Origin of the sequence: Synechococcus sp. RS9909, assembly GCF_014279595.1 — a bacterium.
Taxonomy (GTDB): Bacteria; Cyanobacteriota; Cyanobacteriia; order PCC-6307; family Cyanobiaceae; genus Synechococcus_C.
Genome location: NZ_CP047943.1, coordinates 70,006 through 96,614, shown reverse-complemented (window position 1 = coordinate 96,614; position 26,609 = coordinate 70,006). Strand labels below are relative to the sequence as shown.

Annotated in this window: 27 protein-coding genes, 1 tRNA gene and 1 pseudogene; 19 read left to right on the top strand and 10 right to left on the bottom strand. The window is 65.3% G+C overall.

Translation table 11 applies throughout. From position 1 onward, the window contains the following. Window positions 1-87 precede the first annotated feature (87 nt). The 3 genes from miaA to SynRS9909_RS00495 all read left to right on the top strand — a co-directional run bounded on the left by miaA (window position 88) and on the right by SynRS9909_RS00495 (window position 2,800). On the top strand, window positions 88-1,008 hold the full coding sequence (miaA, locus tag SynRS9909_RS00505; RefSeq protein WP_050752463.1) for a tRNA (adenosine(37)-N6)-dimethylallyltransferase MiaA: 921 nt from the start codon (window positions 88-90) through the stop codon (window positions 1,006-1,008). 64 nt (window positions 1,009-1,072) lie between these two features. Beyond that, window positions 1,073-1,735, top strand: a complete 663-nt coding sequence (gene infC / locus SynRS9909_RS00500; protein WP_007101037.1) for a translation initiation factor IF-3 — start codon at window positions 1,073-1,075, stop codon at window positions 1,733-1,735. Window positions 1,736-1,810: 75 nt separating this feature from the next. After that, the gene (locus SynRS9909_RS00495) at window positions 1,811-2,800 is read left to right on the top strand and encodes a GntR family transcriptional regulator (protein WP_007101038.1); all 990 of its coding nucleotides are present in this window, start codon (window positions 1,811-1,813) and stop codon (window positions 2,798-2,800) included. Here the strand turns inward: SynRS9909_RS00495 and SynRS9909_RS00490 are convergent. Together SynRS9909_RS00490 and SynRS9909_RS00485 are read right to left on the bottom strand one after the other, a co-directional pair. Next, complete coding sequence (locus tag SynRS9909_RS00490; RefSeq protein ID WP_007101039.1) at window positions 2,786-3,178, bottom strand: type II toxin-antitoxin system VapC family toxin; 393 nt, start codon at window positions 3,176-3,178, stop codon at window positions 2,786-2,788. The two genes, SynRS9909_RS00495 and SynRS9909_RS00490, sit on opposite strands and share 15 nt — an antisense overlap. A 2-nt stretch (window positions 3,179-3,180) precedes the next feature. Next, window positions 3,181-3,444, bottom strand: a complete 264-nt coding sequence (locus SynRS9909_RS00485) for a type II toxin-antitoxin system VapB family antitoxin (RefSeq protein WP_007101040.1) — start codon at window positions 3,442-3,444, stop codon at window positions 3,181-3,183. A gap of 113 nt (window positions 3,445-3,557) precedes the next feature. On the opposite strand from SynRS9909_RS00485, the pseudogene cysE reads away from it, so the two are divergent. After that, window positions 3,558-4,331: pseudogene (gene cysE / locus SynRS9909_RS00480) on the top strand (serine O-acetyltransferase); the annotation flags it as partial. Window positions 4,332-4,654: 323 nt separating this feature from the next. On the opposite strand, the gene secA reads toward cysE, so the two are convergent. Next, a complete protein-coding gene (secA, locus tag SynRS9909_RS00475; RefSeq protein ID WP_007101043.1) occupies window positions 4,655-7,522 on the bottom strand; it encodes a preprotein translocase subunit SecA in 2,868 nt (955 codons plus the stop codon). A gap of 90 nt (window positions 7,523-7,612) precedes the next feature. Here secA and SynRS9909_RS00470 point away from each other — a divergent pair, with 90 nt between their 5' ends. Then, window positions 7,613-8,068, top strand: a complete 456-nt coding sequence (locus tag SynRS9909_RS00470) for a GNAT family N-acetyltransferase (RefSeq protein WP_007101044.1) — start codon at window positions 7,613-7,615, stop codon at window positions 8,066-8,068. 9 nt (window positions 8,069-8,077) lie between these two features. Here the strand turns inward: SynRS9909_RS00470 and SynRS9909_RS00465 are convergent. The 3 genes from SynRS9909_RS00465 to psbZ all read right to left on the bottom strand — a co-directional run bounded on the left by SynRS9909_RS00465 (window position 8,078) and on the right by psbZ (window position 8,965). Further along, a tRNA-Gly gene (locus SynRS9909_RS00465) sits at window positions 8,078-8,149 on the bottom strand. A gap of 76 nt (window positions 8,150-8,225) precedes the next feature. Further along, the gene (gene ribH / locus SynRS9909_RS00460) at window positions 8,226-8,711 is read right to left on the bottom strand and encodes a 6,7-dimethyl-8-ribityllumazine synthase (RefSeq protein ID WP_007101045.1); all 486 of its coding nucleotides are present in this window, start codon (window positions 8,709-8,711) and stop codon (window positions 8,226-8,228) included. A gap of 65 nt (window positions 8,712-8,776) precedes the next feature. Further along, on the bottom strand, window positions 8,777-8,965 hold the full coding sequence (gene psbZ, locus SynRS9909_RS00455) for a photosystem II reaction center protein PsbZ (protein WP_007101046.1): 189 nt from the start codon (window positions 8,963-8,965) through the stop codon (window positions 8,777-8,779). A 133-nt stretch (window positions 8,966-9,098) separates the two neighbouring features. Here psbZ and SynRS9909_RS00450 point away from each other — a divergent pair, with 133 nt between their 5' ends. From SynRS9909_RS00450 to SynRS9909_RS00440, 3 genes are read left to right on the top strand one after another with little or no spacing between them, the layout of a single operon-like run. Beyond that, the gene (locus tag SynRS9909_RS00450; RefSeq protein ID WP_007101047.1) at window positions 9,099-9,764 is read left to right on the top strand and encodes a peptidylprolyl isomerase; all 666 of its coding nucleotides are present in this window, start codon (window positions 9,099-9,101) and stop codon (window positions 9,762-9,764) included. Then, complete coding sequence (locus tag SynRS9909_RS00445; protein WP_007101048.1) at window positions 9,761-12,715, top strand: peptidase domain-containing ABC transporter; 2,955 nt, start codon at window positions 9,761-9,763, stop codon at window positions 12,713-12,715. Before SynRS9909_RS00450 ends, SynRS9909_RS00445 begins: the two co-directional genes overlap by 4 nt. Window position 12,716: 1 nt before the next feature. Beyond that, window positions 12,717-13,937, top strand: a complete 1,221-nt coding sequence (locus SynRS9909_RS00440) for an HlyD family secretion protein (RefSeq protein ID WP_007101049.1) — start codon at window positions 12,717-12,719, stop codon at window positions 13,935-13,937. On the opposite strand, the gene SynRS9909_RS00435 is transcribed toward SynRS9909_RS00440, so the two are convergent. After that, window positions 13,923-14,579, bottom strand: a complete 657-nt coding sequence (locus SynRS9909_RS00435) for a precorrin-8X methylmutase (protein ID WP_007101050.1) — start codon at window positions 14,577-14,579, stop codon at window positions 13,923-13,925. The two genes, SynRS9909_RS00440 and SynRS9909_RS00435, sit on opposite strands and share 15 nt — an antisense overlap. Here SynRS9909_RS00435 and SynRS9909_RS14135 point away from each other — a divergent pair. From SynRS9909_RS14135 to SynRS9909_RS00405, 6 genes are all read left to right on the top strand, one after another. After that, window positions 14,550-14,897 carry a type II toxin-antitoxin system Phd/YefM family antitoxin gene (locus SynRS9909_RS14135; RefSeq protein WP_370587879.1) on the top strand — a complete coding sequence of 116 codons (348 nt, stop codon included), beginning with the start codon at window positions 14,550-14,552 and terminating at the stop codon, window positions 14,895-14,897. The genes SynRS9909_RS00435 and SynRS9909_RS14135 overlap by 30 nt on opposite strands. A gap of 6 nt (window positions 14,898-14,903) precedes the next feature. Then, complete coding sequence (locus tag SynRS9909_RS00425; protein WP_007101052.1) at window positions 14,904-15,347, top strand: PIN domain-containing protein; 444 nt, start codon at window positions 14,904-14,906, stop codon at window positions 15,345-15,347. 2 nt (window positions 15,348-15,349) lie between these two features. After that, the gene (gene holA / locus SynRS9909_RS00420; protein ID WP_007101053.1) at window positions 15,350-16,330 is read left to right on the top strand and encodes a DNA polymerase III subunit delta; all 981 of its coding nucleotides are present in this window, start codon (window positions 15,350-15,352) and stop codon (window positions 16,328-16,330) included. A gap of 80 nt (window positions 16,331-16,410) precedes the next feature. Further along, window positions 16,411-16,719 (top strand): hypothetical protein, encoded by a 309-nt coding sequence (locus tag SynRS9909_RS00415; protein ID WP_007101054.1) that lies wholly within the window; start codon window positions 16,411-16,413, stop codon window positions 16,717-16,719. After that, a complete protein-coding gene (locus SynRS9909_RS00410) occupies window positions 16,700-17,146 on the top strand; it encodes a TA system VapC family ribonuclease toxin (RefSeq protein WP_007101055.1) in 447 nt (148 codons plus the stop codon). The genes SynRS9909_RS00415 and SynRS9909_RS00410 overlap by 20 nt, the downstream gene beginning before the upstream one ends. 51 nt (window positions 17,147-17,197) lie before the next feature. After that, on the top strand, window positions 17,198-19,000 hold the full coding sequence (locus tag SynRS9909_RS00405; RefSeq protein ID WP_007101056.1) for an aspartate kinase: 1,803 nt from the start codon (window positions 17,198-17,200) through the stop codon (window positions 18,998-19,000). A 15-nt stretch (window positions 19,001-19,015) separates the two neighbouring features. Here SynRS9909_RS00405 and uvrB read toward each other — a convergent pair whose 3' ends face one another. Next, window positions 19,016-21,052, bottom strand: coding sequence for an excinuclease ABC subunit UvrB (uvrB, locus tag SynRS9909_RS00400; protein WP_007101057.1), 2,037 nt, complete (start codon window positions 21,050-21,052; stop codon window positions 19,016-19,018). Between the two features lie 107 nt (window positions 21,053-21,159). Here uvrB and SynRS9909_RS00395 point away from each other — a divergent pair, with 107 nt between their 5' ends. From SynRS9909_RS00395 to mutS, 3 genes are read left to right on the top strand one after another with little or no spacing between them, the layout of a single operon-like run. Next, window positions 21,160-21,390: a DUF2191 domain-containing protein gene (locus SynRS9909_RS00395; RefSeq protein WP_007101058.1), complete on the top strand. Its 231-nt coding sequence runs from the start codon at window positions 21,160-21,162 to the stop codon at window positions 21,388-21,390. Beyond that, window positions 21,390-21,806, top strand: a complete 417-nt coding sequence (locus SynRS9909_RS00390; protein ID WP_007101059.1) for a PIN domain-containing protein — start codon at window positions 21,390-21,392, stop codon at window positions 21,804-21,806. Before SynRS9909_RS00395 ends, SynRS9909_RS00390 begins: the two co-directional genes overlap by 1 nt. Before the next feature lie 52 nt (window positions 21,807-21,858). Then, on the top strand, window positions 21,859-24,594 hold the full coding sequence (mutS, locus tag SynRS9909_RS00385; RefSeq protein ID WP_007101060.1) for a DNA mismatch repair protein MutS: 2,736 nt from the start codon (window positions 21,859-21,861) through the stop codon (window positions 24,592-24,594). A 22-nt stretch (window positions 24,595-24,616) separates the two neighbouring features. Here the strand turns inward: mutS and SynRS9909_RS00380 are convergent, their stop codons facing one another. Beyond that, entirely contained in the window at window positions 24,617-25,003 is a 387-nt protein-coding gene (locus tag SynRS9909_RS00380) for a phage holin family protein (RefSeq protein ID WP_007101061.1), read from the bottom strand. 111 nt (window positions 25,004-25,114) lie between these two features. Here SynRS9909_RS00380 and SynRS9909_RS00375 point away from each other — a divergent pair, with 111 nt between their 5' ends. Together SynRS9909_RS00375 and SynRS9909_RS00370 are read left to right on the top strand one after the other, a co-directional pair. After that, a complete protein-coding gene (locus tag SynRS9909_RS00375) occupies window positions 25,115-25,363 on the top strand; it encodes a hypothetical protein (RefSeq protein WP_007101062.1) in 249 nt (82 codons plus the stop codon). Beyond that, window positions 25,363-25,794 carry a TA system VapC family ribonuclease toxin gene (locus tag SynRS9909_RS00370; protein ID WP_007101063.1) on the top strand — a complete coding sequence of 144 codons (432 nt, stop codon included), beginning with the start codon at window positions 25,363-25,365 and terminating at the stop codon, window positions 25,792-25,794. The genes SynRS9909_RS00375 and SynRS9909_RS00370 overlap by 1 nt, the downstream gene beginning before the upstream one ends. A 27-nt stretch (window positions 25,795-25,821) precedes the next feature. Here SynRS9909_RS00370 and SynRS9909_RS00365 read toward each other — a convergent pair whose 3' ends face one another. Next, entirely contained in the window at window positions 25,822-26,595 is a 774-nt protein-coding gene (locus tag SynRS9909_RS00365) for a DUF561 domain-containing protein (protein WP_007101064.1), read from the bottom strand. Between the last annotated feature and the right edge of the window lie 14 nt (window positions 26,596-26,609).

Here is a 26,609-nt window from a genome sequence, read left to right as displayed (position 1 = left end):
CTTAATTTACCACCGGCGCGCCAGAGGCGCTTGCAGAGGCCTCTGAGGCGCCATTTCTCAAGGGGGTGCACCCCCTTGGTTTGACGCATGCTCGATCCGCGCGCGCCCCGCCCCACAGACACACCACTGGTAGTGGTGCTGCTCGGGCCCACCGCCAGTGGCAAGACCGCCCTGGCGCTTGAGTTGGCGGAGCGCCTCGAGCTGGAGGTGCTCAATGTGGATTCGAGGCAGCTTTACGCCGAGATGGACATCGGCACCGCCAAGCCAACGGCAGCGCAACGCCAGCGGGTGCCCCACCATCTGCTCGATCTGCGCCGCCCCGACCAACCCCTGACGCTGCAGGAGTTCCAGACGATCGCCACCCCGCTGGTGGAAGCAAGCCTGGCGCAACGCGGCATCGCCTTTCTGGTGGGCGGCAGCGGCCTCTATCTCAAAGCCCTCACCGGTGGCCTGCGGCCACCGGCGGTGCCACCGCAGCCGGAGCTGCGTGCCCAGCTGGACGCGCTCGGGCAACCGGTGTGCCACCAGCTGCTGCGACAGGCCGACCCGGCGGCGGCCGCCCGGATCGCCCCGGCCGATGCCGTGCGCACCCAGCGGGCCCTGGAAGTGCTCTACGCCAGTGGGCAACCGATCAGCAGCCAGCAAGGCAGCAGCCCGCCACCCTGGCGAGTGCTGGAACTGGGCCTCGATCCCGCCGACCTGCGTCAACGCATCGAGCGCCGCACCCAACAGCTCTATGACGATGGCTTGGTGGAGGAAACCGCCCGCCTGCGCGAGCGCTACGGCCCGGAGCTGCCCCTGCTGCAGACGATCGGCTACGGCGAGGCTGCTCTGCTGCTCGACGGCAGCCTCAGCCGGGAGGACGCGATTGCCCGCACCTGCCAGCGCACGCGCCAGTTCGCCAAACGGCAACGCACCTGGTTCCGCCGCCAGCATCAACCCTGCTGGCTAAGCGATGCGGATGCCCTCAACGAAGCGATGACACAGATCAGGAGCGGTCTAAGGTGAAAAGTCAAGGGCCACGGCTGGATCAGCCGAGCTGCGGCCCTTCCCTGTCCCCTCAACGCCCTGAATGCCTCCACGTCCCCGTTTTGACCGTCGTGCTCCCGTCAGGGAGCTGCCCAACATCAACGATCGCATCAATTATCCGCAGCTGCGGGTGGTGGACGCCGACGGAGCGCAGCTGGGAGTGATCGACCGGGAGAAGGCCCTGGAGGTGGCCAAAGATCGCGAGCTCGATCTGGTGCTGGTGAGCGAAAAGGCCGATCCGCCGGTGTGCCGGATCATGGATTACGGCAAATACAAGTTTGAGCAGGAGAAAAAAGCCAAAGAAGCCAAGAAGAAGTCGCATCAGACCGAGGTGAAGGAGGTCAAGATGCGCTACAAGATCGATCAGCACGATTACGACGTGCGGATCGGTCAGGCCACCCGCTTCCTCAAAGCCGGTGACAAGGTGAAGTGCACCGTGATCTTCCGCGGCCGCGAGATTCAGCACACCGCCCTGGCGGAAACCCTGCTGCGCAGGATGGCCAAGGATCTGGAGGAGCAGGCGGAAATCCAGCAGGCCCCAAAGCGGGAGGGCCGCAACATGATCATGTTCCTCACACCGCGCAAAACACCGCTGGCGAAAAAAGACGGCGACGACAGCCAGGTGGCCACCAAGGCGGTGCGCACGATTCCGGCACCGCTACGAACCACCGCCGCCAGAGTGGCCAGCCAGACCGGCCCCGCCTGAGCGCAGGCCAGCACGCCAATTGTCACCAGGCCGATCGCTCCTTAGGGTGGCCGCATTCCGATCCGGTCTACCGGCGTGCGATTCCACATCCAACAGGAAAGCGACATTCCGGCGTCGACCCAGCTCTACAACCAGATCTGCTTCGCGATTGCCGCCCGTCACTACCCCCCCGGCCATCGTCTGCCCAGCACGCGCCAGCTGGCGATGCAGACCGGCCTGCACCGCAACACGATCAGCAAGGTGTATCGGCAGCTGGAAACCGATGGGGTTGTGGAAGCGATGGCGGGCTCGGGCATCTATGTGCGCGACCAGCAGAAGCCGCGGGAAATCCGCACACCGGTGCAGATCCGCAACCGGGGGGTCACCGATCTCGACCGGGAGGTGCGCAAGTGCGTCGATGGCCTGCTCAATGCCGGCTGCACGCTGCAGCAGACCCGCGAGCTGCTCACCCGTGAAATCGACTGGCGCCTGCGCTGCGGCGCCCGGGTGCTGGTAAGCACCCCCAGGGAAGACATCGGCGCCTCAATGCTGATCGCCGAGGAACTGGAGCCCAACCTCGATGTGCCGGTGGAGGTGGTGCCGATGGAGGAGCTGGAGAGCGTGCTGGAGAGCGCCAGCAACGGCACGGTGGTGACCAGCCGCTATTTTCTGCAACCGGTGGAGGAGCTGGCCAAGCGCCATGGCGTGCGCGCCGTGGCGGTAGACCTCAACGACTTCCGCGAGGAGCTGGCGATGCTCAAGGAGCTCCGGCCCGGCAGCTGCGTCGGTCTGGTGAGCATCAGCCCCGGCATCCTGCGGGCCGCCGAGGTGATTCTGCACAGCATGCGCGGCAATGAGCTGCTGCTGATGACCGCCACCCCGGATGTGGGCAGTCGGCTGCTGGCGCTGCTGCGGGCCGCCAGCCATGTGCTGTGCGACCGGCCGAGCCTGCCGCTGGTGGAGCAGAGTCTGCGTCAGAACCGCTCCCAGCTGATGCGCATGCCCCAGGTGCACTGCGCCGAGAGCTACCTCAGCGGCGACACCATCGAACTGCTGCGCAAGGAGATCGGCCTACAGGCCGGCTGAGGCCAGATCGGTGAGAGCGAAATCCTCTCCCTTGAACAGCAAGGGCTGATCGAGGGCTCGGGCAAGGCCATAACTGAAGCAATCGCCAAGGTTGAGCGCCGCCCGGTGACGCCCCTTGCCATAGCGGCGCCATCCCTGCAGTGCCCAATGCCAGTGGGTGAGCTCAAAGGGAACCGTTTCAACCCCAGCGCGACTGAGCAGGAGCTCCAACTCGGGCAACCCCGCTGCTCCTAGCTGCCCCTCCACCACCAGGCTGGTTTCCAGACGCGTTGCCGTGCTGAGCAAACTGAGCTCACTGCGGCTCAGGCAGCGAAGGAAGTCAGCCGCCTCGGGCTCAGCCTTGAGGATGGCCATCAATGCCGACGTGTCGATGACCATGCTCAGAGGGGCAGGCCGTTGTCGTCGTAGAGGGCATCCTGCAGCTCCCTCGATGACACGCCCTCAGGCCAGGGCAAGTGACGAAACCGCGGCAGCAGCTCCATCAGCTGCTGCTCCCGTTGCTCGGCAGCCTGAGACGTCGAAGCGGAACCAACACGAGCCAGCTCAGCCTTGAGGGCCTGGCGAACAGCATCCGTGACCGTGGTGCCCTTGTGAGCTGCCAGCTCGCGGGCCATGGCATGCACGGCGGGGTCCTTGATGTTCATGCTCATCCGCAACTCTCAGCGACAACCGCGCCATGCCTTCGCTTTCTACCATTCTACCCACGACCGGACCGCAGCACTGTTGAGCCAGCTGCGAGAATGGCTTCAGGCGCGCGTGCTGGCGGCGGAAAGGCATGTTGAAAGCGATCCGCGCCGACCTGGCGATTATCCGCGAGCGGGATCCGGCCGCCCGCGGCCCCCTGGAGATCCTGCTCTGCTACCCGGGGTTCCAGGCGGTGACCCTGCACCGGATCAGCCATCGGCTCTGGCGCTCACGCCTGCCACTGAAACTGCCGGCTCGGCTGCTCAGTCAGCTCGGGCGCAGCCTCACGGGGGTGGAAATCCATCCCGGTGCCCGCATCGGCAGCGGCGTGTTCATCGACCACGGCATGGGGGTGGTGATCGGTGAAACCAGCGAAATCGGCGACCGCTGCCTGCTGTATCAAGGCGTCACCCTGGGGGGCACGGGCAAGGAGCACGGCAAACGACACCCCACTCTGGCCAGTGATGTGGTGGTGGGGGCGGGCGCCAAGGTGCTTGGGGCGATCCAGGTGGGCAGCAACACGCGCATCGGTGCCGGCTCGGTGGTGGTGCGCGATGTGGAAGCCGACTGCACGGTGGTGGGCATCCCCGGCCGGGTGATCCACCAGAGCGGCGTGCGCATCAATCCCCTCGCCCACTCCGCCTTACCGGATGCGGAAGCGAACGTGATCCGCAACCTGATGGAGCGGATCGACCAGCTCGAAAGTCAGGTGGGCACGCTGCAGACCTGCCTCAAAGCGGTGGCGGCGGGGAGACCATTGAGCGAGATCTGCCAGGGCGATTCCCAGAACCTCAAAGACCGGGAGATTCTCGAGTTCCTGGGGGATAACCCCGGTAGCGCAGGCTGAATGAGCAGCGTTCAAACCGCCTGCTTCACATCTTTGTGGGCGAAGTCATCACCCTTGAACAGCAGGGGGAGATCAGAAGAAGCTGTTCAACCTCCGTGTCTTCCACCCTGTGACGCGAACCTTCGGACACCAAACCCAACTCCAGTCTCGATGCGGCGCTGAGATGCACCAGCACAGCCTGGGGTGGCTCATTTGGGCAAGCCCTGATCGTCGTAGAGAGCATCCTGCAGCTCCTTTGCCATGGCGTGCACCTGGGGGTCCTTAATGTTCATGCCCATGGCGTCACCACGGTGCCCGATGAAGGTGGACTGGCCCCACGACCCTCACGCTGGGGTGACGCCCTCGGCGGCCGCCGGCGCAGCCGCCGGTGCCGGCTGGAACATAAACATCGAGTAGATCACATTGCGGCGCATGTTGGTCATCATCTCCAGGAACATGTCGTAGCCCTCGTTTTTGTATTCGATCAGAGGATCCTTCTGGCCATAGCCGCGCAGCCCCACGGATTCCCGCAGGGCATCCATCGCCTGGAGATGTTCGCGCCAGAGGGTGTCGATCTGCTGGAGGATGAAAAAGCGCTCCGCCTCCCGCATCAGGCCGGGGCGTTGCTGCTCGATCTGGGATTCCTTGAGGTCGTAGGCGTTGCGCAGCTGCTCCTGCAGAAAGGCCTTCAGTTCATCGAGTGAGAGCCCCTTGAGCTGCTCAGCCTCCAGATCCTCAAGGAGATACACGAACTCCTTCACCTTGCTCACCAGCTGGGAGAGATCCCATTCCTCCGGCGGCAGGTCGGGATTCACATAGGCCTCCACGATTTCGTTCATCGTGCGCTCGCCATAACCGATCACCTGCTTCTTCAGTTCGCGCCCTTCCAGCACCCGCCGCCGCTCGGTGTACACGGCCTTGCGCTGGTTGTTCATCACCTCGTCGTATTCGAAAACCTGCTTGCGGATGTCGTAGTAATAGGTTTCCACCTTCTTCTGGGCGCCTTCCAGCGAACGGGTGAGCATGCCGGATTCGATCGGCATGTCTTCCTCCACGCGGAACGCATTCATCAGACCGGCCACCCGATCGCCACCGAAGATGCGCAGCAGATTGTCGCCCAGCGACAGGAAAAAGCGAGTGGAGCCGGGGTCGCCCTGACGGCCGGCGCGGCCGCGCAACTGGTTGTCGACCCGGCGCGATTCATGGCGTTCGGTGCCGATCACATGCAGGCCGCCCGCTTCGCGCACCCGCGCCTCCTCCTGCTTCACCACCACGTCGTATTCCGCCTTCACCCGGGCGATCGCCGCGCGCAGGGCCGCAATCGCTTCATCCTCCGTGGGCGCTTTCTCCGCCGCCGTGGCAATCCGATCCTCCAGCTCGATCACGCTCAGGGCCCGATCGCCCCAGGCCTTCACCAGGTCGCGGGCGAGATCGGCGAGGGCCTGATCGGTGTCATCACTGAGCTGGCAGGGATAGAGGCTGCCGATCGCCTTGGCTTCGCTGGGGGCGTGGCCATGGGGCCCGCTGGCGGGGGCCGCTTTAGCGGCAAAACCACCACCCCCTTCAGCACTGCGCTGCAGGGGCACGGGCGGGCGATGGCCCTCCTCGGGGCGCACCAACCGGGGCAAGAGCACCTCCCGCAGCTTGAGCCGGGCCATGTAGTCGCTGTTGCCGCCGAGGATGATGTCGGTGCCGCGGCCGGCCATGTTGGTGGCGATCGTCACGGCGCCGGAACGCCCGGCCTGGGCGACGATCTCGGCCTCCCGCTCCACATTCTCCGGTTTGGCGTTGAGCAGGTTGTGGGGGATCGCCTCTTCGGCCAGAAGAGCACTGAGAAGCTCACTCTTCTCCACACTCGTGGTGCCCACCAGCACCGGCCGTCCCTGACGATGGATCTCGGCGGTTTCCCGCGCCACGGCCCGCCACTTGGCCTGTTCCGTTTTGTACACCTGATCGGCCAGGTCCTGCCGGGCCCGGGGCCGGTTGGTGGGCACGATCGTGGTTTCAAGCTTGTAGGTCTTCTCGAATTCCACCTCCTCGGTTTTGGCGGTGCCGGTCATGCCGGCCAGGCGCGGATAGAGCAGGAAGAAGTTCTGATAGGTGATCGAAGCGAGCGTCTGGGTTTCCGGCTGCACGGCAAGGCCCTCCTTGGCCTCGATCGCCTGGTGCTGGCCATCGCTCCAGCGCCGCCCCGGCATCACCCGACCGGTGAACTCGTCCACGATCACGGCTTCGCCATCGCGCACGATGTAGTTCACATCGCGGATGAACAGCTCCTTCGCCTTGAGCGCATTGGTGATGTAGTGGGCCCAGGGGTCCTGGGGGTCGTAGAGATCGCTCACCCCGAGCAGCTGTTCGGCCTTGGCAAAACCCTCATCGGTGAGCGTGCAGCTGCGCTGCTTCTCATCCACCTCGTAATCACCCTCCGGGTCGATGCCGTCTTTGCCCATCTCCGCCGCCCGCTCCAAGGCGGCCGCCACCTGGGCCGCCTGCTGGTATTTCTCCTGGGGCCGCTCCACCTGGCCGGAGATGATCAGGGGTGTGCGCGCCTCATCGATCAGGATCGAATCCACCTCATCGATCACGCAATACTGAAACTCGCGCTGCACCACCTCGCTGATGTCGGTGGCCATGTTGTCGCGCAGGTAATCGAACCCCAGCTCCGAGTTGGTGGCGTAGGTGATGTCGCAGCCATAGTTGCGGCGCCGCTCGGTGGGGGTCATGTCCTGCTGGATCAGACCCACCGAAAGGCCGAGGAAGCGGTGCACCTGGCCCATCCACTCAGCGTCGCGGCGGGCAAGGTAGTCGTTCACCGTGACGACATGCACACCGCGGCCGGTGAGGGCATTGAGGAAGCTGGGCAGGGTGGCCACCAGGGTTTTGCCCTCGCCGGTTTTCATCTCGGCGATCTGGCCCTCATGCAGCACCATGCCGCCGATCAGCTGCACATCGAAGTGGCGCATGCCCAGCACCCGCTTGCCCGCTTCGCGCACCACGGCAAAGGCCTCGGGCAGCAGCTCATCGAGCAGGGGGCGCTGGTTGTCGAGGCTGCCGGCGTTCTCGAGGCGCTGGCGGAAATCGGCGGTGCGGCGGCGCAGGTCGTCGTCGCTGAGGGGAGCAATCTCCTCCTCGAGCAGGTTGATGTCGGAAACGATCGGCTGGTAGCGCTTCAGCTTGCGGGCATTGGGGTCACCCAGCAGGAGCTTGAGCATGGAGGCGGCCGAGGTCAGTGCTGGCCAGCCTACTGAGGCCGGGTGGGGTGTTTTCGCCGTGGCCGATGATGATCACTCGTGTTCACAGCCATGACCCGCTACCGCCTGGTGGAACATGCGCCCGGAGCCCCGGGGCTGCGCTGGTTTGGCATGGGGCCCGACCTGCGGCCGAGCCGGGGGCTGCTGAAGCTTCGCCGCCTGTTCGATAAGCACGCCTTCTGGGCCGAGAACAGGAGTGACGGGCAGCTCAAACGGATGCTGGCGGGCAGCACGGTGGTGGTGAGCCTGTGGCGCGGCAAGCGAATGGTGGGCTTCGGGCGGGCAACCAGCGATGGCATCCACCGGGCCGTGCTCTGGGATGTGGTGGTGGCCGGCGACCTGCAGGGCCGGGGCCTGGGCCGGCGGGTGGTGGAGGCCCTGCTCAGCGCCCGAGCGATTCGCAACACGGAGCGGGTGTATCTGATGACCACCAACAGCGCCGGCTTCTATCAGCTGCTGGGCTTCGAATCCGCCGAACCCCAGCAGCTGCTGATCCGGAGACAATGAATCAAGACAAGCGGATGAAGAGATTCGAACTCTCGACCCTCTCCTTGGCAAGGAGATGCTCTACCACTGAGCTACATCCGCAGGTCGGGCGCTTGGGCTGTGTCCCTCGCGACCCAAAGAGCATGCAACACGGAGGGGCCTTCGGTCAATCCAACCGTCATGCAGCCCCTGGCAAAGCTCGCATCAGGCTGCCCATCTCCAGGGCCTGCAGGCCGTAGCTCCAGCCGAGGTTGCTCTTGATGCCGGCCCGCTCCAGCGCCTGTTGCATCGTGTCGGTGGTGAGCACCCCGAAGATCACCGGCACACCGGTGTCGCGCGCCACGGCAGCAATGCCCTTGCTCGCTTCCGCCACCACCACATCGAAATGGGGCGTATCGCCGCGGATCACCGCCCCGAGGGTGATCAACACCTGATAACGACCACTGCGGGCCAGGCTCTGCGCCACCACAGGCAATTCGAACGATCCCGGCACCCAGGCCAGATCGAGTTGAGAGCTCTCAGCCGACGTGTCGACGCCATGCCGGCCCAGGCAATCCAGACAACCACTCAGCAGCTTACCGGTCACCAGGTCGTTGAAACGGGCCACCACCACAGCGATGCGCAACTCCTGCACATCAGTGAAACGTCCTTCAAAGGTGGCCATGGGCGGATGCCGAGTGTGCGCAAAGCCATCGTGGCATCAGCCCGAAACGGACGGAGCCCCCTGGCTCACACCACAAAGAAGCTCATTCCCCAGTTCACCAGCACCAATGCCACCCACACGATGCCGCCCAGCAGGATCAAACGATTGGAGCGACCGCTGTCTTCGCTGGAGGCGTAGAGCACAGGGACGGCCACGATCAGGGCGAAAGACATCACCACCAGGGCCAGCACGGTGAGGGTGTTGAGGATCTGCATGGAGAGGAGCGACGCCGGGTCGGTGGGGCGATTCTCACACGCAGGAGTGCTTGCGTTCCCCAGGCAGGCAGAGAAGCGTTACAGGTTGTGGGGATGACGCGAGACCTACGCTCACCTCGACCGACACCAGCCCGTGCTCACGCCAACGCTGCCCGATCTGCACGCCCTGATCGGTGCACAGGGCCTGGATCTGCTCAGGGAGCACCAGCTGCTGGAGACCCTGATCGAGCGGATGCTGATCAGCAGTTTGATCGCCAAAGTGGAACTGGATGCCGCCAGCCTCGAGGCCGCACCCAGCGAGCCGCAGGAGCGCCAACTGCGCCTGGCCAAACTCGCCCGCGACCAGTTCGGCGCCAAAGCGGAAGCACGCTTTCTGCAGCAGAAGGGCCGGCTGGATCGTGTTGTCTACAGCCTCTTGCGCCTGGACAGCCGCTCGCAAGCCCAGGAGCTCTATCTGCAGATCGCCCACGGTGAGGCCGACTTTCCCGAACTCGCCTCCCGCTTCTCCCAGGGCCCGGAACAGAGCACCAACGGCGTGGTGGGCCCAGTCCCCCTCAACCAGGCGCACCCCAGCCTCGCCGACAAGCTGCGCGCCGCCCAGCCCGGGGCCCTGCTCGAACCGTTCCGCATCGATCGCTGGTGGGTGATCGCCCGCCTCGAGCGCTACGCGGCGGCCAGCTTCGATGCCCGGATGGCCGAACAGATGAGCGTGGAGCTGCTGCAGGAGTGGCTCCAACAGGAAACGGCCCATAGATTGAGCGCGCTCGATCGGACTTCGGGCGACGCTTCGAAGCCATGACCCAGGCACTCGCCGGTCAGTTGATCCAACACGACTGGTTCGGCTGCCTGAGTAAGGACGCGCAACAGCAGGTGTTGCAACAGGCCCAGCTGCTCTCCTTCGATTTGGGGCAGCAACTGGTGGATCCCGGCGTGATTCCCGGCCGGGTGCTGATCCTGCTCAACGGGCGGGCTCGCCTGGTCGGCCAGAGCCAGGGCCGCCTGCTCTCCCTGGGGAAATTCGAAGCCGGCGCCGTGCTCGGTGCCGCCAGCCTGCTCAATGGGCGCGGCATCGAAAATCTGATCGCCAGCGATACGGTCACCGCTGCAGCGATCAGCGATGAGCTCTGGGCCGAGCTCTACCAACAGGAAGACAGCTTCCGCCGCTGGTGCCAGGGTCAGCTGTGGGTCTCGGAAACCGCCGCCCTGATCCAGGATCTGCAATCGCAGAGCGTCCGCGCCGACGCCACCTGCCAAGAGCTGCTGCAGGAGACGCTCCAAAGCGCTCGCCGCGTCCCCCTGGATTCCACGGCCTTTGAGGAGGCAGAAACGGCCGGGCGCCAGGTGTTTCTGACATCGGCCTGGGGGGGCAGCAACCCGGGCGCACGCATCACCCCCCCAGCCCTGCCCCCCGAGAGCCAGCCCTTCCCAGCGCGCCTGATCAGCCTGCCGAGCGACCTGGTGGAGCGGATCCTCCGCACCCCGACTCCGAACACAACAGCGGCCAGCACCCCAGACAACGCCCCAGACAACGCCAGCGATGGCGACTCCCCAACGCCAGCGGGACCGACGCCGGTGAGCCGCTTCAGCCCGGATGGCGATTGGCTCGAACGGCTGCGCCTGATTCGCGCTGAAGGCGTGCTGCAGGAAACACTTGCCTGTTTCCAGATGCTGGCGCAGCTGATGAAGCTGCCCTTCCGCCGTGATGCGATCGAGAAAGTGCTGCGGGAGATGACCCGACGCGGTCAGGAACCGACCCTCCGTCTCTGCGGTCAGATCGCCGCCGGGCTCGGGCTGCATGTGTCCGGCGCCCATGTGACTGCCGCCATGGGCACCCGCCTGCAGACCCCCACCCTGGTGCCCTGGAAGGGCAGCTTCGCCCTGGTGGCCCGCAGCAACCAGAGCGGTCTCACCCTCGCCTCACCCCGCGACGGCATCGTGGAGCTGGCGCCCGATCAACTCGAAGCCGCCTTCCCAGACGGCCTCGATGTGCTGCTGCTCGAGCGCTCCAACGCCACCCTCAACCAGAGCTTCGGCCCCTCCTGGTTCTGGCCGGCCCTGCGCCGTCACCGCAACGTGCTTGTGCAGGTGCTGATCGCCAGTTTCGTGGTGCAGCTCTTCGCCCTGGCCAACCCCCTGCTGATCCAGGTGATCATCGACAAGGTGATCACCCAGCGCAGCCTCGACACCCTCCAGGTGCTGGGTATTGCCCTGGTGGCCGTGACACTGCTGGAAGGGGTGCTGGGAAGCCTCAAGACCTTCCTCTTCTCTGAAACCACCAACCGCATCGATCAGCGCCTCGGCGCCGAGGTGATTGATCATCTGCTCAGGCTGCCGCTCGGCTATTTCGACAAACGGCCCGTCGGTGAACTGGGCTCTCGGATCAGCGAGCTCGAAAAGATCCGCAATTTCCTCACCGGCCAGGCGCTCACCACCCTGCTCGATGCCGCCTTCTCGGTGATCTACATCGTGGTGATGCTGATCTACAGCTGGCTGCTCACCCTGATCGCTCTGGCGGTGCTGCCGATACAGATCGCCCTCACCCTGATCGGCGCCCCCCTCTTCCGCCGCCAATACCGGCAGGCCGCCGAGGCGAATGCGAAGACCCAGAGCCATCTGGTGGAAGTGCTCACCGGCATCCAGACCGTGAAAAGCCAGAACGTGGAAATGGTGAGTCGCTTCTCCTGGCAGGAGCTTTACGCCACCTACATCAACCGCTCGTTTGAGAAAACGATCAGCGGCACCGTGCTGAACCAGACCTCCCAGGTGCTGCAGAAGCTGTCGCAGCTGCTCGTGCTCTGGGTGGGCGCCACGCTCGTGCTCAGCGGTGACCTCACCCTGGGCCAGTTGATCGCCTTCCGGATCATTTCCGGCTACGTGACCCAGCCGCTGCTGCGCCTCTCCAGCATCTGGCAAAACATCCAGGAGCTCAAGGTGAGCTTCGAGCGGCTGGCCGACGTGATCGACACGCCGCAGGAATCGGATTCGCTCGACAAAGCCAAGGTGCCCCTGCCGCCGATCGAGGGCGAGGTGCGCTTCGACAACCTCAGCTTCCGCTTCCGGCCCGACATGGACCCGGTGCTCAAAGACATCAATCTGCAAGTGAAGGCCGGCACCTTCGTGGGGATCGTGGGCCAGAGCGGCAGCGGTAAAAGCACCCTGATGAAATTGCTGCCGCGGCTCTACAGCCCCGATCAGGGCCGGATCCTGATCGACGGCTACGACATCGACAAGGTGGAGCTGTATTCCCTGCGCCGCCAGATCGGCATCGTGCCTCAGGACCCGTTGCTGTTCTCCGGTTCGATCAGCGAGAACATCGCGCTCACCCAACCCGATGCTGGCAGCGATGCGATCGTGATGGCGGCGAAGCTCGCCGATGCCCACGACTTCATCATGGCCCTGCCCAGTGGCTACAGCACCCCGGTGGGCGAGCGGGGCGCCTCGCTCAGCGGCGGCCAACGCCAACGCATCGCCATCGCCCGCACCCTGCTGAGCAACCCGAAGCTGCTGGTGCTCGATGAGGCCACCAGCGCCCTTGATTACGAAACAGAGCGACGGGTCTGCGACAACCTGGTGAGCGCCCTGCAGGACTGCACGGTGTTTTTCATCACGCACCGCCTTGCCACCGTGCGGCGCGCTGATCTGATCGTGGTGATGCATGACGGCGTCGTGGCCGAGATCGGCAGCCATGACGATCTGATCAAGCAACGCGGTCGGTACTACGCCCTTTATCGCCAGCAGGAGGCCGGTTGAGATGTCGGACCACAACACCAACCCCGTGGGCGGATTGATCCGCAAAGCGCAGGATCAACTGGAGCGACGGGCCGGCTCGCTCACCCACAACGAGTCGGTGCTGCAGCAGAGCCACATCTGGCTTCGCTCCGTGACCTGGGCGTTGGTAGGCACCACCGTGATCGGCATCGGCTGGTTGGCGATCGCCCGCACCGAAGAGGTGGTGGTGGCCCAGGGCAAGCTGGAGCCCGTCGGCGATGTGAAGGATCTGCAGATCCCCTCCGGTGGCGTGGTGAAGGCGATCCTGGTGAAAAGTGGCGAACGGGTGAAGAAAGGCCAGGTGTTGATCGAACTCGATCAGAAGAGCAGCAGCCAAGAACTGAAGTCGCTCCAGGAATCCCAGCGCCAGAAGCAACAACAACTGCAGCAGAAACAACAGCAGTTGGCCCTGAAACAGCAGGAAAAACAGCGCAGTGCCGAGATCAACCGTGAGCAGATCAGCAGTCTCGAAGCCCGGCTGGCGCTGGAGGAGAAGATCCTCAACCGCCTAACCAAGCTGGCGCAGGAGGGAGCTTCCTCGGAACTGCAGTATCTGCAGCAGCAGAACAAGGTGGAGGAGCTGCGCGGCAACGTGAGCAAGGAGTTGGTGGAGGGGCGCCGCCAGCAGAGCGTGCTGAACCAGGAGGTGGAGCAGATCAATGCCGAAATCGCCGGCCTACGCAGCGACCTCGCCCAGTTGCGCTCTCAGATCACGGAAGCGGAAGTCACCCTTGGCTACCAGTCGTTGCGAGCACCGGTGGATGGTGTCGTCTTCGATCTGAAGCTCACCACGCCCGGCTTCGTGGCCCAGACCGGCGAGCCAGCCCTGAAGGTGGTGCCCTTCAACACCCTCGAGGCGGATGTGGAGATCCCCAGCAGCAAGATCGGCTTCGTGCGCCAAGGGCAACCGGCGGAAATCAGCATCGATTCCTTCCCTGCCACCGATTTCGGTGTGCTCGAAGGCAGTGTGTCGTCGGTGGGTTCCGATGCCCTCGCGCCCGATGCCCAGAAGGGTCGTGATGAGTACCGCTTCCCGGCCACGATCACGCTCGACAGCCAACAACTGAAGCTCAAGAACGGCACCAACCTCCCTTTGCAGGTGGGCATGTCGCTCACCGCCAACATCAAATTACGGAGCGTGAGTTACCTGCAGCTGTTGCTCAACACCTTCCGCAGCAAAACCGATTCCCTAAGGGAACTCTGAGCTCGCCGCCCGCAGCAGGGCATTGGTCGCCGCGCCCACCAGGCCGGCACCACCGCGGCTTCCTTCCAGGCGGATCTGGGCCAACCCACTGGCCGCCAGGCGCCGCTTGCTCTCCGCCACCCCCACAAACCCCACCGGCATACCGATCACCAGAGCAGGCGCCGCCGCCCCGGCCTCCAGCTGATCCAGCAGCTGCTCCAACGCGGTGGGGGCGCTGCCGATCAGCAGCACGGGCATGGGCTGACCAGCGGCTGCAGCGGCCTGGGTGAGCTCGGGCCAGGCCTGCGCCATCGCCGCCGCCGATCGGGTGGAGCCCGGCGGCGACTGGGTGGGTGCCCACTCGAGCAGGCAGCGCACGGGATTGCCCAGGGTGCGCGCCGCCATCGGCGCCACCGCCGCGGCGGCCATCGCCGTATCCGTGAGGATCAGGGCGCCATGGCGCAGCGCCTCGATTCCCTGCCCACAGGCTCCGTCGCTGAAGCGCAGCAGGGGCGCCAGGTTCAGATCACCGCTGCTGTGCACCAACCGCTCCAGCACCTGCTGTGGCAGCGGCTCCAGACCGGTCTCACCGAGATACTCACGAATGCGCCGGATGCTTTCCGTGAAGATCGGATGGTCGCCGCTGAACGGGGCAGAAGACAACACGCCAAACGCCTTAAGATACGTACAGTCTGTACGTTCACTGGGGCAGGGACTCTGATGGACAGCCTGGGTTCTGAAGCCGCGCGGCGCCGTCTTCCTGAATTGCTCCATCGAGCTGAACAGGGTGAGAGCATCCTGATCCGACGACGCGGCCAACCTGTCGCCGCCCTTGTTCCAGCGCAAGGCGGAGGTGCTCTTCAAACATTCAACCCTGGCTTACTTGCCCTGCGCGGCAGCGGCAGCGGCTGCTGGGATCAGGCAACAGGCTCCAGCGACGCTGCCGACGTCGTTCACAAACTGCGCAGCGAATGGGACTGACAGCTGATGGATCCGCTTGAGCTCGATACCGTGCCTGACGGCAGCTCGGTGTGCATCGACACGGCTCCCCTGATCTATTTCCTCGACGGCACCAGCTCCTGGGCTGACACCTATGCCCCCCTGTTTCGGGGCTTGGCGGAGGGCCGATGGCGCGGCGTGATCAGCACCATCACCCTGGCCGAACTCCTCACAGGACCGATCAGCCAGCAAAGAGACGCCTTGGCAGAGCGCTACGAAGCCGAGCTGAGTGATCCCCACCACTGGACACTCGTTCCCGTGACCCAGGCGATTGCCAGCCGCGCCGCCCGACTGCGTCACCGCTACCGACTGAACTTTCCCGACGCGTTGCAACTCAGCACAGCTCTTCAATGCCATTCCGCCGCCCTGATCACCCATGACCGGGATTTCAGCGCCTGCACGGAACTGCCCATCCTCAGCGCTCTCCCCTAACCATGCCGATCCACCTGCTCTGGGGTGATGACAGTGCCGCTCTGGAGCGGGCCATCAACTCGCTGATCGCGGATGTGGTGGATCCCGCCTGGAGCAGCATCAACCTGAGCCGACTTGATGGCGCTGAAACGGGCCAGGCGCTGCAGGCGCTGGAGGAGGCGCGCACGCCACCGTTCGGCGGCGGCGGAAGGGTGGTGCTGCTGCAGCGCTCGCCGTTCTGCAATGCCTGCCCAAGCGAGCTGGCCGACCGCTTCGAATCCGCCCCGGCGCTGATCCCTGATAACAGCCACCTGCTGCTCACCAACCCGTCCAAGCCCGACGGCCGACTGCGCACCACCAAGGCCCTGCAGAAGCTCGTGAAAGCCGGCCTGGCCACAGAGCAAGGCTTCCAGCTGCCGGCAGTGTGGGATGGAGCCGGCCAGCGCCAGCTGGTGGAACGCACTGCAGCCGAGCTGAAGCTGCAGCTCGCCCCCGACGCGATCGATGCCCTGATCGAAGCGATCGGCAACGACAGCGCCAGGCTGAGCATGGAACTGCAGAAACTGGCCCTCCACGCCGAAAGCAGCGGCGCCAACACCATCAGCGCCACGGCCATCGCCCAACTGATCGATGGCCAGGCCAGCAACGCCCTGCAAGTGGGTGATGCCCTGCTGGAGGGGGCTGTGGGCGAAGCGATCAGCCGCCTCGATGGCCTGATCGAAGCGGGCGAACCGGCCCTGCGCATCGTGGCCACCCTCACCGGCCAGATCCGCGGCTGGCTCTGGGTGAGCCTGCTGGAGCAGCAGGGCGAACGGGACGTGGGCGTGATCGCCAAAGCGGCCGGCATCGGCAACCCCAAGCGCATCTACGTGATGCGCAAGCAACTGAAGGGACGGCCTCCCAGCCGCTGCCTGAAGCTGCTGGGCCGGCTGCTGGATGTGGAAGCCGCCCTCAAACGGGGCGCCCACCCCGGCGACGCCTTCCGCGACGGGCTGTTGGGATGACGTGAGAAAGACTGCGGCACTGACCCAGCAAGCTGGCCAGCCAGTAACCTGACTTCAGGTCTGGGGGGAATTGCAGCGCCATGAAAACCACCATCGATCTGCCCGATGCCCTGATCCAGCAAGCCAAGCAACGGGCCCTCCAGCAGAAACGCACTCTCAAGGATCTGATTGCCGACTACATCCGCCAGGGCCTGAAGGGCCCGTCATGCGGCACCTCGCCCGCTGCATCCATCCTGGTGGAAACCGATGCGACGGGACTCCCCCTGATTCGATCCACCAGAGCCCCGACCGTGCACACGGTGCCGGACGCGCTTCAGCTCGAGCAAGACCTCCTCCAGACCCACGAGCTCACCGATCTCCGCAACAGGAATGACGGCCACGCTGATTGACACCAATGTGTGGCTGGCGATCAGTTTCGACACCCATCCAGGCCATACCCAGGCCCGCCGGGCCTTTCAAGACACTCCAAGCTCCGATCACTGGCTCTGGTGCCGTGCCACCCAGCAGAGCTACCTGCGGCTGATGGCAACACCGGCTCTCCATCGCGCCTATGGCTCCCCGCCGCTCAGCAACCGCGATGCCCGTGCCTCACTGGAGATCCTGTTGGCCCATCCCAGGATCCTGATCGCCGATGAGCCGGCCGGCGTGAGCGAACTCTGGCTCCAGCTGGCGGATCATCAGCGTCCCGCCCCGAAACTCTGGATGGATGCCTACCTGGCGGCCGTGGCGATCCAAGGCGGCTGGCGGCTGCTCAGCCTCGACCAGGATTTCGAACGGTTCTGCAGCGCAGGCCTGCAACTCACGCCTCTGCGCTGAAAGGACTCCACGGCCTCAGTGAGACAATCGCCACCAACATGAGGCGCATGGATGGCCCTGCTGGTGCAGAAGTTCGGCGGCACCTCCGTCGGCAGCGTGGAGCGCATCCAGGCGGTGGCCCGCCGCATCGCCAACCGCCGCGACGAAGGGCATGACCTGGTGATCGTGGTGTCGGCGATGGGCCACACCACTGATGAGCTCACGGCCAAAGCCCGGGCCCTCTGCAGCAACCCGCCCCAGCGGGAGATGGACATGCTGCTCGCCACCGGCGAACAGGTGTCGATTGCCCTGCTCTCCATGGCCCTGCATGCCCTCGGCGTTCCAGCGATGTCCATGACCGGCGCCCAGGTGGGCATCGTCACCGAATCGGCCCATGGCCGGGCCCGCATCCTCGACGTGCGCACCGATCGCCTGCGCAGCCGCCTCGGTGATGGGCAGGTGGTGGTGGTGGCCGGTTTTCAGGGCACCAGTCAAAGCAGTGGCGGCACCGCCGAAATCACCACCCTCGGACGCGGCGGCTCCGACACCTCCGCCGTGGCCCTCGCCGCCGCCCTCGGCGCCGATGCCTGCGAGATCTACACCGATGTGCCCGGCGTGCTCACCACCGATCCACGCAAGGTGGCCGACGCCCAGCTGATGGAGCAGATCAGCTGCGACGAGATGCTCGAACTGGCCAGCCTCGGCGCCGCCGTGCTTCACCCCCGCGCCGTGGAGATCGCCCGCAACTACGGCGTCACCCTGGTCGTGCGCTCCAGCTGGAGCGAGGAACCCGGCACCACCCTCACCAGCCGCAGTGCCCGGCCGATCGGCCGCGAAGGCCTGGAACTGGGCCGTCCTGTGGATGGTGCGGAGCTGGTGGAGCGGCAGGCCGTGCTCGCCCTCTCCCACGTGCCCGATCAGCCCGGCGTCGCCGCCCGCCTGTTCGAAGCCCTCTCCGCCGGCGAGGTGAATGTGGATCTGATCATTCAGGCCACCCACGAGGGCAACAGCAACGACATCACCTTCACGGTGGCGGAAACGGATCTGGAGAGTGCCCGCAGGATCTGCACCGATCTCGTCGACGCCATGGGCGGCGAGCTGGTGGCCGAGGGCGGCATGAGCAAGCTGAGCATCAGTGGCGCTGGGATCATGGGGCGCCCCGGCATTGCCGCCGGCCTGTTCGACACCCTGTCGCGGCAGGGCATCAACCTGCGTCTGATCGCCACCAGCGAAGTGAAGGTGAGCTGCGTGATCGCTGCCGCCATGGGCGGCAAGGCGCTGCGGGCCGCCAGCGAAGCCTTCGAGTTGTCGGAGCGGCAACTGCAGATCAACCCCCCCGCCTCCGGCGCCGGCGAGCCGGAGGTGCGGGGTGTCGCCCTTGATCGCGACCAGGCCCAGGTGAGCGTGCGCCATGTGCCCGACAGGCCCGGCACCGCCGCAGCCCTCTGCTCAGCCCTGGCCGACGCGGGCATCAGCGTGGATGCGATCGTGCAGTCGGAGCGGCAACACGCGGATGGCAGCCGCGACATCAGCTTCACGCTCAAACGCGAGGATCGAGCCGCTGCCGACCAGGCCCTCGGCTCCCTGCTGGCCCAGTGGCCTGGAGCCTTACTGGAAGATGGCCCGGCCATCGCCCGGGTCAGCGCCGTGGGCGCCGGCATGCCCGCCACCGCCGGGACGGCGGGCCGCATGTTCCGCTATCTGGCCGAGGCCGGCCTCAACATCGAACTGATCGCCACCAGTGAGATCCGCACCAGTTGTGTGGTGGCGGAAGCGGATGGGGTGGCGGCCCTGCAAGCGGTGCATGCTGGCTTCGGCCTCGGGGGCGCCGTTCGGCATGCAGCCCAGGGCACGGCATCACCCTTGGACTCATGATCCCTGCCCACCTGATCAATGGCTGCCCACCAGCTTGTGGCGCAGCTGCTTGATCCGGTCGCGCAGGTTGGCGGCTTCTTCAAAGTCGAGCTTTTTGGCCGCCTCCTTCATCTTCGCTTCGAGCTGCTCGATCAGTTCCGGCAGGGCATCGAGAGCCATGCCCTCAGCGTCATCCTCGAGAGCCTGCACCGCCTTACCGGCCACCTGCACCAGATCGGCATCGGGGCCTTCGCTTTTCAGTTTGCGGGAGAGCTCCAGGAAGCTCAGGATCGAATTGCTGGCCTTCTTGCCCGCCGCCGTCGGCACGATGCCGTGCTTCTCGTTGTAGGCCTGCTGGATCTTCCGACGCCGCTCGGTTTCCTCAATCGCTTTGGCCATCGAGTCGGTCATCGTGTCGGCATAGAGGAGCGCCACGCCCTCCACGTGCCGTGCCGCCCGGCCGATGGTCTGAATCAAGGAGCGTTCCGCCCGCAGGAACCCCTCCTTATCCGCATCAAGAATCGCCACCAGTGACACCTCCGGCAGGTCCAGACCCTCCCGCAGCAGGTTCACCCCCACGAGCACGTCGTATTCGCCAAGGCGCAGGTCCTGGATGATCTCGATCCGCTCGATCGAGTGAATCTCCGAGTGCAAATAACGCACCCGCACCTCATGTTCGGCGAGGTAGTCGGTGAGATCTTCCGCCATTCGCTTCGTGAGCGTGGTCACCAGCACGCGCTGCTGTTTGGCGGCGCGGCTGCGGATTTCCCCGAGCAGGTCATCCACCTGTCCCGTCGTCGGCCGCACCTCCACGATCGGATCGAGCACCCCGGTGGGCCGGATCACCTGTTCGGCCACCTGACCCTTGCTCACCTTGAGCTCCCAGTCGCCCGGTGTGGCGCTCACGAACACCGATTGACGCGCTTTCTGCCAGAACTCCTCCCCCTTCAAGGGCCGGTTATCGGCAGCGCTGGGCAAGCGGAAGCCATGCTCGATCAGCACCTTCTTTCGAGCCTGATCGCCGTTGTACATCGCCTGCAGCTGGGAGCAGGTGACGTGGCTCTCATCCACGATCAATAGCCAATCGTCGGGGAAGTAATCGATCAGGCATTCCGGTGGGCTGCCCGCTTCACGCCCGGCCAGGTGACGGGCGTAGTTCTCCACGCCATTGCAGTAACCCACCTGCTGGAGCATCTCCAGGTCGTAGGTGGTGCGCTGCTCGAGCCGCTGGGCCTCCAGCAGCTTGCCCTCGCTGTGCAGCACCTCCAACCGCTCCTTCAGTTCACGCCGGATCGCCTTGATCGCCACATCGAGGCGATCCTTGGGGGTGACGAAGTGCTTGGCGGGATAGATGTTCACCGCCTCCAGGCTCTGGAGGATCTCACCGGTGGTGGGATCCACGTAGCGGATCGCCTCCACCTCATCACCAAACAACTCGATCCGCACCAACCGGTCGTCGTAGGCGGGGCCGATCTCAAGCACATCGCCCTTGATCCGGAAGCGGCCGCGGGCGATCTCCGTGTCGTTGCGGCTGTATTGATTATTCACCAGATCCCGCAGCTGAGCGCGGATGTTCAGGGTGTCTCCCACCTCGAACTTCACCGCCGCCTTGAGATATTCACTCGGAATCCCCAGGCCGTAGATGCAGCTGATCGAGGCCACCACAATCACATCGCGTCGCTCGAACAGAGAGCGAGTCGCCGAGTGCCGCAGCATGTCGATCTCTTCATTGATCGAGGCCGTCTTGGCGATGTAAGTGTCGCTGACCGGAACGTAAGCCTCCGGCTGGTAGTAGTCGTAATAGGAGATGAAATATTCAACGGCGTTGTGGGGAAAAAATTCCCGCAGCTCGTTGCAAAGCTGAGCTGCCAATGTTTTGTTGTGAGCGAGCACCAGGGCCGGCCGGCCGGTCTGGGCGATCACATTCGCCATCGTGAACGTCTTGCCCGTGCCCGTGGCCCCGAGCAGGGTCTGGAAGCGCTCACCGCCGTTCACCCCCTCCACCAGCTGCTGGATCGCCGTCGGTTGATCACCTTTCGGGGAATAGGGCGCCGAGAGCTCGAAGGCGGGCATGGGTCGAAGGCCGGCAGCCGGTGGTTCAGGTTACGGGGGATGACCCCGGGACCAGCAATCACAAACGCAGGATCCGTGCTGCACGGCAGTTATGCCACGATGACGCCATGGCCAACCTCACCCTGGCGATCGACGACGACCTGCTTCAACAGGCACGCGAAGTGGCGTTGCGCGACAAGACATCCGTCAACGCTGTTGTGCGCGAGTTCCTCCACCGCTACGTCGACCGCCGCAGCCGGCGTCTGGAAGCCCTGAACCGCTTGGAAGCCCTGGCCTCCGGCCTCGATTGCGCCAGCAGTGAACCCTGGAGCAGGGAATCGCTGCATGCACAGTCCTGATGCGCGTTTTCATCGACACCAACGTCTGGGCTTATCGACTGGACGGACGCGAACCCAAAAAACAGGCACGCATGCAACGGTGGCTGCCGGAGGTGGTCGGCCGGGATGACGTGGTGATCAGCACACAGGTATTGATCGAACTGCGATCAGTTGCAACGCGCAAGTTACGGCCCGCCCTGAGCGCTGCTCAGATCCGCGCCCTGCTGGAAGCGATGGCTGGGTTTGATGTGGTGACGACCGACACGGCGATGATTTTGGATGCCAACGAGCTGGCCGCACGGGAACAACTCAGTTGGTTTGATGCCCTGATCGCCGAAGCCGCCATTCGCAGCCACTGCTCCGTACTCTTTTCCGAAGATTTCGGTCATGAGCGGATGCTGGATGGGGTGAAGGTGCTGAACCCTTGGCGCCTTTGACCCCACCCGGGATCGGTACGATCCCGCTAGTGCCCGCACCGGACGCGCCCCCATGCCAAGGTCCGCTGCCCAGCCCCCGGAACAGGCCCTGCAGGGCAATCTGTTCGGAGCTCCTGAACCCGCCGCGGACCCACAGCCGCAACGCAGCCGCTCCGACCAGGACGCCGCTGCAACGGCAGACCTCAGTGATGCCAGCCTGAGCGCTGATGCCCGCCAACGGCCGCGCCAGCGCCGCGAGCAGGAGGCGGAGGCAACACCGGCGAGCGACCACGGCAATGAAGCCGCCGACGCACATGATGACGGCAGCGATGCGCCGGCCTGGGCCCATCACAGCCAGGTGGATCCGCTGCAGCTGACGCCGATGCTGCGCCACTACGTGGAGCTGAAGGCAGCCCATCCCGAACGGGTGCTGCTCTACCGGCTGGGGGATTTCTTCGAGTGTTTCTTCGAGGATGCAATCGAGCTCGCGCGCGTGCTGGAACTCACCCTCACCGGCAAAGAAGGCGGCAAGGCGATCGGCCGGGTGCCGATGGCCGGCATTCCCCATCACGCCGCAGAGCGCTACTGCGCCGATCTGATCCGTCGCGGCTACTCCGTCGCCCTCTGCGATCAGCTCGAAACCACCCCCGCTAAAGGAGCCCTGCTCAAGCGCGACATCACCCGGGTGCTCACCCCGGGCACGGTGCTGGAGGAGGGCATGCTCCGCGCCCGACGCAACAACTGGCTGGCCGCTGTGGTGGTGGAGGCCGCGAAGGGGACGCAACCGTTCCGCTGGGGCCTGGCCCATGCCGATGTGAGCACCGGCGATGTGCGGGTGATCGAGCAGACAGGCAGTGCCGGCCTGCATCAGCAGCTGAGCCAGCTGGAGGCGGCAGAACTGGTCTGGGCGGCGCCACCCGAGGAATCGGCGGCGCCGGCCTGGTGCCCGCAGGGGCTGCGGTTGACGCCGATGGCGACCACGCCGTTCAGCCGTCCGGAAGCGGAAGCCACCCTCCAGCAGCATTACGGCCTGGCGAACCTCGATGGCCTCGGCCTGGCCGATCAACCCCTGGCCCTGCGTGCCATCGGAGGCCTGTTGCGCTATCTGCGCGACACCCAGCCCCTGGAGGACGACCTGAACGTGCCCTTGGAGGTGCCGCAGATTGTCCACAGCGGCGATGCCCTGATCCTCGACGCCCAGACGCGCCGCAACCTGGAACTCACCAGCACCCAGCGGGATGGGCAGTTGCAGGGGTCCTTGCTCTGGGCGATCGATCGCACCCTCACCGCCATGGGTGGTCGCTGTCTGCGGCGCTGGCTGGAGGCGCCACTGATGGATCGCCGTCAGATCGAGCAGCGTCAGGCGCTGGTGTCGACCCTGGTGGAGCAGCGCAGCCTGCGGCAAGGTCTGCGCCGCCTGCTGCGGTCCATGGCCGACCTGGAACGACTGGCGGGACGCGCCGGTGCCGGCCATGCCGGAGCCCGTGATCTGGTGGCGATCGCCGATGGACTCGAACGGCTGCCCCAGCTGGCCGGGCGCCTCAACACTGGCCTCGACGATCGGCACCCCGACTGGCTGCAGGCTCTCTGCACACCGGATCCGGCCTTGGCGGAGCTGGCGCAAGCGGTGCGCCATGCCCTGATCGACACGCCCCCGCTGTCGCTGAGTGAAGGCGGCCTGATCCACGACGGCGTTGATCCGCTGCTGGATGGCCTGCGCAACCAGCTCGACGATCAGGAGGCCTGGTTGGCTGAGCAGGAACGACTGGAACGGCAGACCAGCGGCAACGCCAACCTGCGCCTGCAGTATCACCGCACCTTCGGCTATTTCCTGGCGGTGAGCAAAGCGAAGGCGGCCTCAGTGCCGGACCACTGGATCCGACGCCAGACCCTCGCCAATGAAGAGCGCTTCATCACCCCTGAGCTGAAACAACGGGAAGGCACGATCTTTCAGCTGCGGGCCCGCGCCTGCCAGCGGGAATACGAACTGTTCTGCCAACTGCGGGAACAGGTGGGCGCCATGGCCGCTCCGATCCGTCAGGCCGCCCGCGCTGTGGCCGCCTTGGATGCGGTGTGTGGTCTGGCGGAGGTGGCCGCCACCAGCGCCTGGTGCGCGCCCACGATCAGCGACGGCCGCGAACTGCAGATCACGGCCGGACGGCACCCGGTGGTGGAGCAATTGCTGGTGGAACGGAGCTTCACCGCCAACGATGTGCACCTGGGCCAGGGCACCGATCTGGTGGTGCTCACCGGCCCCAATGCCAGCGGCAAGAGCTGCTACCTGCGCCAGATTGGCCTGATCCAACTGCTCGCCCAGATCGGCAGCTGGGTGCCGGCCGAATCGGCCACGGTGGGCATCACCGATCGCATCTTCACCCGCGTCGGCGCCGTCGATGATCTCGCCGCCGGCCAATCCACCTTCATGGTGGAAATGGCGGAAACCGCCAACATCCTCCATCACGCCACCGATCGCTCCCTGGTGCTGCTCGATGAGATCGGCCGTGGCACCGCCACCTTTGATGGCCTCTCCATCGCCTGGGCCGTGAGCGAACACCTGGCTGGCGATCTCAAGGCCCGCACCGTGTTCGCGACGCACTATCACGAGCTCAACAACCTGGCGGCAGAACGCCCGAATGTGGCCAACTTCCAGGTGCTGGTGGAGGAAACCGGCGATGACCTGCTGTTTCTGCATCGCGTGCAGGCCGGCGGCGCCAGCCGCAGCTACGGCATCGAAGCCGCCCGCCTCGCCGGCGTCCCCGCCCCTGTGGTGCAGCGGGCCCGCCAGGTGCTCGATCAGCTGGCGGCGTGATCCATCGCGCCAGCCTGGAGGCCTACAGCTCCACAAGCCCCAGGGCCCGGAGCACGAAAGCGCTGATCACGCTGTAGACCACCGCCCCGAGGATGGCGCTGAACAGGCCGTGCTTGAGACGAAAGCCGTTGATCAACCAGGCCGCGATCGCGAACAGAACGATCGTGATCAACCAGTTGAACAGAAACGACACCGGCGAAATCAGACCCCCCAACGATGTGATCGCCCAGGCCGGTCCGAGCACCAGCTTGAGGGGCCAGATCAACAGGGTGCCAAGCAGACCGATCAGGACCGCCGCCCAGAGGGCCGTTCCGAAGTTGGCCATCTCCACCCCCAGGGGCAACGCCGCCACAAGCAGCAACACCAACGCACGGATCGGCCACTGCAGCAACCAGCCGAGGGTGTTCATCAGGGTTCCAACAACGCTGCTGGAACCCTACGCAAACTATCCAGAGCTGACCAGAAGCGCCCCTGTTGCGACGAGGGGGCTAGGGTTGATGCAACTGCATCAGCGCATCAGATGAGGACAACCCTCGACATTGATGATGACCTTTTGCAAGCCGCCAAAGATCTCGCCAAGCAACAGCGCATGAGCGCAGGTCAGGTGGTGTCGACGCTCTTGCGTCAAGCCCTCACCCAAGCGCACCATTCACCCAGCGAGGCTGCGGCTCGACCCCATCCCTGCGGCTTCCGCCCTTTTGCCGGGGATCCGAGCCGGATCACCAACAACGCTGATGTGGAGGCCCTGCGTGATGCGCTGAATCTCTGATGCGCGCCCTGCTTGACATCAACGTGATCATTGCCCTGCTCGACGGGCAACACAGCCTCCACTCCACTGCCAGTCAGTGGCTCAGCCACCATGCCGCAGCCGGCTGGGCAAGTTGTCCGATCAGCCAGAACGGTGTGATTCGCATCATGTCGCAGCCGAGCTACCCCAATGCCCAGCCCCCCGCCGCCATCGCGTCACGGCTGGCCGAAGCCTGCCGCCATCCCAGCCACCAGTTCTGGGGAGGTGCCCTGAGCCTGCTGGATCCACGCCATCTGAAATGGCACTGTCTGCTGGGTCCACGCCAGATCACGGATGCCTATCTGCTGGCTGTGGCCGTCGCCAACGACGGCTGCCTGGTGAGTTTCGACCGGCGCATCCACCACGATCTTGTGCCGGGAGCAACGGCAGACCAGATCGTGGTGGTTCGCTGAGGCCAAGACCTGCTGCCCCGGCAGCCTTCAGACCCGAGTGGTGAGGGCGCTGCCGAGCGCCTCACGCAGACCGCGCACCACCGCCACCATCGCCAGCTCATCGTTGAGGCGATTCACGGCCGAACCCACACCCACACCAGCAGCACCGGCGGCGATCGCCAGCGGTACCGTCACGGCCGAGAGGCCGGATGCACAGAGCACAGGGGTCGAAAGGCCGGCCTGATGCAACGCGGTGCTGATGCTGTGGGCGGCCGCCAGGGTGGGTGCCGCCTTTTCGATCAGGCCGAGGCTGCCGGCACTGAAGGGCTTGGCACTGGTGCCGCCTTCGGTCTGGATCAGGTCGGCACCGGCCGCCACCAGATCCACCGCCAGCTGCTCCTGCTGATCCATCGGCAGCACGTGGGGCACGGTCACGCTCAGCACCACCTCGGGCAGCAGAGCCCGGGTCTGGCGCGTGAGCTCCAGCACCTCAGCCGCTCCAAAGATCCGGCCCTGGGGGTAGAAGGCGTCGAAATTGCCGATCTCCACCATCGCCGCACCGGCCGCCACCGCTGCCACAAACTGCTCGGGCTCCACCGACGACACGCACACGGGCAGGCCAGCAGACTCAGCAAGCGCCAGCGTCACCAGCTCCGGATCACAGGCCACATCAATCAGATCGGCGCCACCGCGTCCGGAGGCGCGGGCGACCCGGGCCACCGAGGCGGCATCGAAATTCATCAGGCCGGCGATCACCTTCAGGGCCGAGCGCTGCGCGAGGCGCTCACGCAGGGCGGCAGGCAGGGAGCTGAGGCGCGTCATGATTCGAGTTCGGA